The organism is Streptomyces sp. ATLC9 (genome assembly GCF_057196705.1).
In genome coordinates this window covers 1-4,302 of record NZ_JBXUOY010000369.1, presented here as the reverse complement: position 1 = coordinate 4,302, position 4,302 = coordinate 1, and the positions used below count along the sequence as shown (strand labels likewise).

Annotated in this window: 4 protein-coding genes; 2 read left to right on the top strand and 2 right to left on the bottom strand. The window is 74.3% G+C overall.

Features of this window, described 5'->3' with window-relative positions; genetic code table 11:
- On the bottom strand, positions 1 to 921 hold a 921-nt coding region (locus AC2CJA_RS24765; protein ID WP_484604903.1), incomplete at its 3' end, for a DeoR/GlpR family DNA-binding transcription regulator.
- 159 nt (positions 922 to 1,080) lie between these two features.
- A complete protein-coding gene (locus tag AC2CJA_RS24760) occupies positions 1,081 to 2,529 on the bottom strand; it encodes an NAD(P)H-quinone dehydrogenase (protein WP_484604902.1) in 1,449 nt (482 codons plus the stop codon).
- A gap of 95 nt (positions 2,530 to 2,624) precedes the next feature.
- Between AC2CJA_RS24760 and AC2CJA_RS24755 the strand changes: the two genes are divergently transcribed.
- On the top strand, positions 2,625 to 3,062 hold the full coding sequence (locus AC2CJA_RS24755; RefSeq protein ID WP_484604901.1) for a gamma-glutamylcyclotransferase family protein: 438 nt from the start codon (positions 2,625 to 2,627) through the stop codon (positions 3,060 to 3,062).
- A 183-nt stretch (positions 3,063 to 3,245) separates the two neighbouring features.
- Positions 3,246 to 4,067 (top strand): purine-nucleoside phosphorylase, encoded by an 822-nt coding sequence (locus AC2CJA_RS24750; protein ID WP_484604900.1) that lies wholly within the window; start codon positions 3,246 to 3,248, stop codon positions 4,065 to 4,067.
- Positions 4,068 to 4,302: the final 235 nt, after the last annotated feature.

The window sequence follows — 4,302 nt, the reverse complement described above, 5'->3', positions numbered from 1 at the left end:
GCGCTGGCCCGGCAGCGGCACCTCGCGCCGCGGCCGGCCGCCCGGACCGCCGGCCTGACCCTCGCCCTCCGCTCCCCCCGGCCCGCCCTGACCGGTCTGCCCCGCGGGCCCCGCCGGCCCGGGGTGCACCACCGCGGCGCCGTGCGCCGCGCCCACCGCACCGGACGGCGCGCTCTCCGTACCGGCCACCGTGATCCGGACGCCCCGGTCCGTCAGCGCCCGGAGCTCGGCCGCCGCCCGGTCCTCGTGCGGCGGGGGCTCGTCGGTCACCAGGCGGGTGATGGCCTCCGGGGGGACGGTCTGGAACATGGTGTCGACGCCCAGCTTGGTGTGGTCCGCCAGGACGACCACCTCCGCGGCGGCCTGCACCAGCGCCCGGTCCACACTCGCCGACAGCATGTTGGAGGCCGACAGGCCGCGCTCGGCCGTCAGCCCGCTGCCGGAGAGGAAGGCGCGCGAGACCCGCAGCCCCTGGAGGGACTGCTCGGCGCCGCTGCCGACCAGCGCGTAGTCGGCGCCGCGCAGCGTGCCGCCGGTCATCACGACCTCGACGCGGTTGGCGTGCGCCAGCGCCTGCGCCACCAGCAGGGAGTTGGTGACCACGGTCAGTCCGGGGACGCGCGCCAGGCGGCGGGCCAGTTCCTGCGTGGTCGTCCCGGCGCCGACGACGACGGCCTCACCCTCCTCCACGAGGCTCGCGGCGGCATCGGCGATCGCGCTCTTCTCCGCGGTCGCCAGATGCGCCTTGTGCGGGAAGCCGGACTCCCGTGAGAAGCCGCCGGGCAGCACCGCGCCGCCGTGCCGGCGGTCCAGCAGCCCTTCCGCCTCCAGTGCCCGGACATCACGACGCACGGTCACTTCGGAGGTCTGGACGACACGTGCGAGTTCGCGGAGCGACACGGCTCCGTTGGCCCGCACCATTTCGAGGATCAGTTGACGACGTTCTGCAGCGAACACAGAACAGACAGTAACCCGCGCGACCGTCTGCTTTCAGCTGTTTCCGCTGAATAACGGAAATTGTTCGTAGGCGGAACCCCGCCGTGGTATACGCGGACGGCCCGGCGGAGCCCGGACCGCGGGTCAGCCCTCCTCGGCCGCCTTCCGCGTCTGCAGTTGCCGTGCCACCTCGCCGATCGAGCCCGACAGCGAGGGGTAGACGGTGAAGGTGTTCGCGATCTGCTCGACCGTCAGGTTGTTGTCGACCGCGATCGAGATCGGGTGGATCAGCTCGCTGGCGCGCGGCGCGACCACCACGCCCCCGACCACGATGCCCGTGCCGGGGCGGCAGAACAGCTTCACGAAACCGTCCCGCACGCCCTGCATCTTCGCCCGCGCGTTGCGCAGCAGCGGCAGCTTGACGGCCCGGGCGTCGATCCGGCCGGCGTCCACGTCGGCCTGCGTGTAGCCGACGGTGGCGATCTCCGGGTCGGTGAAGACGTTCGCCGAGACGGTCTTGAGGTCCAGCGGGGCCACCGTCTCGCCCAGGAAGTGGTACATCGCGATCCGGCCCTGCATGGCCGCGACCGAGGCGAGCGCGAACACGCCCGTGCAGTCGCCGGCCGCGTAGACCCCGGGCGCGGAGGTGCGCGAGACCCGGTCGGTGCGGATGTGGCCGGAGTCCTTCAGCATCACCCCGGCCCCCTCCAGGCCGATGCCCGAGGTGTTGGGCACCGCGCCGACGGCCATCAGGCAGTGGCTGCCGGTGATGACCCGGCCGTCGGAGAGGGTGACCTCCACCCGGTCCCCGACGCGTTTGGCGGAGGCGGCGCGGGAGCGCGACATCACGTTCATGCCGCGGCGGCGGAAGACGTCCTCCAGCACGACCGCCGCGTCCGGGTCCTCGCCCGGCAGCACGCGGTCGCGCGAGGAGACCAGCGTCACCCGGGAGCCGAGCGCCTGGTAGGCGCCCGCGAACTCGGCGCCGGTGACGCCGGAGCCGACCACGATCAGCTCCTCGGGCTGCTCCTCCAGGTCGTAGACCTGCGTCCAGTTCAGGATGCGCTCGCCGTCGGGGCGGGCGTCGGCCAGCTCGCGCGGCTTGCCGCCGGTGGCGATGAGCACGGCGTCGGCCGTCAGCCGCTCCTCCTCGCCCCCGGCCGTCTCGACGACGACCTGCCGTGTGCCGTCGGATGCCTGGCCCGGTTCCAGCCGGCCGCGGCCGCGCAGCACACGGGCGCCCGCGCGGGTGACGGCCGCGGTGATGTCGTGCGACTGGGCCAGCGCCAGGCGCTTCACACGCCGGTTGACCTTGCCCAGGTCCACGCCGACGACCCGGGCGGGGCTGTCGGGGTCGGGGGTGCCGTCCTCGACGATGATGCCGAGCTCCTCGTAGGAGGAGTCGAAGTTCGTCATCACCTCGGCGGTCGCGATGAGCGTCTTGGAGGGGACGCAGTCGGTCAGCACCGAGGCGCCGCCCAGACCGTCGCGGTCGACGACGGTCACTTCCGCTCCGAGCTGCGCGGCCACCAGCGCCGCCTCGTAGCCGCCGGGTCCACCACCGATGATCACGATCCGAGTCACGTGTCCCAGTCTCGCACGCGCCCCGGGGCCGTCCGCCACCACCCGCCGCGGGCACGGCGGCGGTCCGCCCGGGCGGACCGGGCGGCTGCCTATACCCTCGTCACATGTCGCTCTACGCCGCATACGCCGGAAACCTCGACGCCCGGCTGATGTCCCGCCGCGCCCCGCACTCGCCGCTGCGCGGCACCGGGTGGCTCAGCGGATGGCGGCTGACCTTCGGCGGCGAGCACATGGGCTGGGAGGGGTCGCTGGCGACCATCGCCGAGGCCCCGAAGGCGACGGTCTTCGTCGCGCTGTACGACATCGCGCCCATGGACGAGGACTCCATGGACCGCTGGGAGGGCGTCGGCATGGACGTCTACCGCCGCATGCGGGTACGGGTGCACACCCTGGACGGCGACGAGCCCGCCTGGTGCTACGTCCTCAACGGTTACGAGGGCGGGCTGCCCTCGGCCCGCTACCTGGGCGAGATCGCCGACGCTGCGGAGTCGGCGGGGGCGCCCCACGACTACGTGACGGAGCTGCGCAAGCGCCCCTGCTGAGCGGGGCCCGCGGCCGGCCCTCGCGGCACGCGCGGACGCGCGGTCCGCCGCGGGTCGCTTTCCGGCCATTTCCCCCCCTTTCAAGACATTCCGGCCTGCCCGAGTCCGCTTTCGTCCGCTTCCGGGGCCGCTCCACGGATTCCCGTCTACGCGCGTAGGCGATTACCGGCTACCCTCATCGGCGTGAACGCTTCTGCCACCACCGACTACTCCGGCGCCCCGTACGCCGCCGCCCGCACCGCGGCGGCCCGCCTGCGTGAGCTGACCGGCGCGGAGACCCACGACGTCGCCCTGGTCATGGGCTCGGGCTGGGTGCCGGCCGCCGACGCGCTCGGGGAGCCGGAACACGAGTTCCCGGTCACCGAACTGCCCGGCTTCCCGCCGCCGGTGGTCGAGGGCCACGCCGGAAAGGTCCGCTCGTACCGCCTCGGCGACAAGCGGGCGCTGGTCTTCCTCGGCCGCACCCACTACTACGAGGGCCACGGCGTCGCGTCCGTCGTGCACGGCGTCCGCTCGGCGGTGGCCGCGGGCTGCAAGACCGTCGTGCTGACCAACGGCTGCGGCGGACTGCGCCCCGGAATGCGCCCCGGCCGTCCGGTCCTCATCCGGGACCACATCAACCTCACCGGCGTCTCGCCGATCGTCGGCCCCAACTTCGTCGACCTCACCGACCTGTACTCGCCGCGGCTGCGCGCGCTGTGCCAGGAGGTGGACGCCACCCTGGAGGAGGGCGTCTACGTCCAGTTCCCCGGCCCGCACTACGAGACGCCCGCCGAGATCGGCATGGTCCGGGCGATCGGCGGGGATCTGGTGGGCATGTCCACCGTTCTGGAGGCGATCGCCGCCCGCGAGGCGGGCGCCGAGGTGCTGGGCGTCTCCCTGGTCACCAACCTCGCCGCGGGCATGACCGGCGAGCCGCTCAACCACGAGGAGGTCCTCCGGGCGGGCCACGAATCGGCCACCCGGATGGGTTCGCTGCTGGACAGCGTCCTGCGGCGTATCTGACCCGGCGCCGCGGGGGCTCCGGGGGGGGGGGGGCGGGGGGCGCCGGGGGGGCCCGGGGCCCGGGGGCCCCCCCCGGCCCGCGGGCCACGGTCCCCGGACGGCTCACCTCCGGGCGGGCCGCGCGGGCGTTCGGGGTACCGGTGGAGACCCGGTGCCGCGCCGGCCGGGATCTGCCCGGTGGCGAGGCTCCCGCGGGGCCGGGGGGCGCGATCGCGGGGCGGCCGGAGGCCGCACG